The sequence below is a fragment of the Actinomadura sp. KC06 genome, from assembly GCF_004348735.1.
Lineage (GTDB): Bacteria > Actinomycetota > Actinomycetes > Streptosporangiales > Streptosporangiaceae > Spirillospora.
In genome coordinates, this window is record NZ_SMKT01000363.1 from 1 (window position 1) to 2,186 (window position 2,186).

Annotated in this window: 2 protein-coding genes; one reads left to right on the forward strand and one right to left on the reverse strand. The window is 67.9% G+C overall.

The features are described from left to right. Positions 1 to 170 precede the first annotated feature (170 nt). Complete coding sequence (locus tag E1287_RS46185; protein ID WP_165969476.1) at positions 171 to 1,058, forward strand: HU family DNA-binding protein; 888 nt, start codon at positions 171 to 173, stop codon at positions 1,056 to 1,058. 142 nt (positions 1,059 to 1,200) lie between these two features. Here the strand turns inward: E1287_RS46185 and E1287_RS43020 are convergent, their stop codons facing one another. Beyond that, positions 1,201 to 1,797 (reverse strand): CBS domain-containing protein, encoded by a 597-nt coding sequence (locus E1287_RS43020; RefSeq protein WP_165969477.1) that lies wholly within the window; start codon positions 1,795 to 1,797, stop codon positions 1,201 to 1,203. Positions 1,798 to 2,186: the final 389 nt, after the last annotated feature.

A 2,186-nucleotide genomic window follows, 5' to 3' on the forward strand; every position in this document is an offset into this window, starting at 1 on the left:
GCCCCGGTACCCGCCGGACCCGCCTCCGCCAAGCCCCGCGCCGCCCTCCGCTATGGCGACTGAGCGTGGGAGTGGATGAACAGGGGCGCGATGCCATTCCCCGAGGTTACCGGTGAGATGAGGGTCGGCCTGGGGAGGCGCGGGGCACGTCAATGGGGCCCGGTCTAGGGGTGAGCGGGAACGTGGTGAGGGTGTGGTGTGTCAGGGCGTGCGTGACACTTCTTGAGGGTGCGAGGTGGCGGTGGATGGATGTCGAGGACGTGGCTGAGACGTCCTCCGGGTGTTTCGTGGGCGGGGTCGGCCAGGGCGCCGGTCTTTGCGACGTTCGTTCAGGCGGACGATGGATTTGCCGACTGCACGGCGGCGTGCCGAGGTCGGTGCGGTCGGCGGTGTGGGCTGGAAGACATGCTGAATCCGGCGCGGATGTCCGGGTCCGGAACATCATGCAGGTCTACGCTGTGCCGTACATATCACAGCAGTGGAGGGCATGGCGCATGAACCGCAGCGAACTGGTCAGAGCCGTGGCGGAACGCGCGGGAAGCGACGAGGCCGCCGCCCGCCGGCACGTGGACGCCGTGGTCGAGACCGTGATGGAACGGGTGTCCGCCGGGGAACGGGTCATCGTCACCGGATTCGGCACGTTCGACCGCCTGTCCCGTCCGGCCCGCAATGCCCGCAATCCGCGCACCGGCCTTCCGATCGAGGTGCCCGCCGCCGAGGTGCCGCGGTTCCGGTCCGGGCAGACGTTCCGGAATCGTGTCGCCGAGAGCGGTCCCTCCGTCCTCCAAGAGCAGGTTGTGGAGGCCACCGCCGCCGAACCAGCCGTGGCGGCGGCCGCCGCGCCGGATACGGCGGTGAGCGTCGTTGTCGATCCGCCGTCCTCTAAGGCGGCCAAGAACGGACAGAAGCCCGGGAAGAAGTCGAAGAAGGGCGCGGACGCGAAGAAGGTATCGAAGAAGGGCAAGGCGGCGGCCAAGGCTCCGAAGGCTTCCAAGGCGGAGGCCCCATCGAAGAAGCGACCGCGCAAGTCGAAGTCTCGCGCCAAGGCCTCCAAGTAGCCCCACACGAACGGTTGCTGCCATCGCGCCCGGCCGATAGTTGGGCAGGCGAGCATGGTTGCAACTGGTGTTGTGTTTGGGTCCTTTGGTGGGGGTGGGTGGCGTGCTGGAGTGGACCGGGCCGGGGCGTGGAGATCGGACCTCAGTCTCGGATCGTGACGTGGGTGATGCCTGGGACTGTCTGCGGGAGGATGTCGGCGAGCCGCTTTGCGGACGTGTCCGCGCGACCGTGCAACTCGACCACGCCGTCTCGCACTGATACGTCCCACTGCGAGGCTTCTGGTCCGTATTCAGCGATCGCGGCCAGGACATCGTCACGGATGCGGACGTCGTCGTGGGCCAGGATCGCGATGAGGTCGCGGCGTGTGACGATCCCGACGATGTCGGAACCGGCCAGGACCGGGACGCTCTTGATCCGCGTCTTCATCATCGTTTCGGCGAGCACGGCGATGTCCGTGTTGGGCTGGGCGATCTCCACGTCGCGGGTCATGACCTCCGCCACGCGACGCGGGGGCGGGGCCGCTGCGGTGGCGGCCGTCCGGGCGAGCGCTCTGGGGTCATGCTCGAAAACGTCGTGCAGGAGGTCTGTCTCGCTGACGATTCCCGCCAGCCGGCCTGACTCGTCCACGACGGGCAGCGCGGTCACGTCGTGCTCGTGGAGGACGCGGATGGCCTGACGAACCGTGGCCGACGGCGGAATCGTGACGACGGGCGAGGTCATCGCCTCCCGGACCAGCATGACGTGTCTCTCCTTCCGGCGAGGACGCACCTTCATTTACCCGGATGGTGCCCTTCTGACCCTTTCGACCGGCATGGCCGGGCGGCGGTGGCGTTCCGTCAGACCTGCGGCAAGGCGCGCGGGGGATGGTGCCTGGAGGGACGGCGAGCACGAACATGCGGCTGGTTGCGAAAGATGACGGTCTTCATCGGCCGAGACGACCCCAGGCTTAAGCCTCGAGCGCGCGCCTCAGGGACCCGCGCCTCTGGGTATGGAAGTTGAAGTGGGCCAGGACAAGGGTCGGTAATGACCCTGTCCAACCGCCATACCCGCCTGAGCGGTGCTGGGGCTTGGCTCAGGTGGATGGGGGTTAGAACAACGTCGGGGGGCCGGTCGGCTCTGGGGTGGGT

Coding starts and splice junctions, on each gene's coding strand:
- E1287_RS43020 (WP_165969477.1), bottom strand. CDS start 1,797: ATGCTGGTCCGGGAGGCGATGACCTCGCCCGTCGTCACGATTCCGCCG.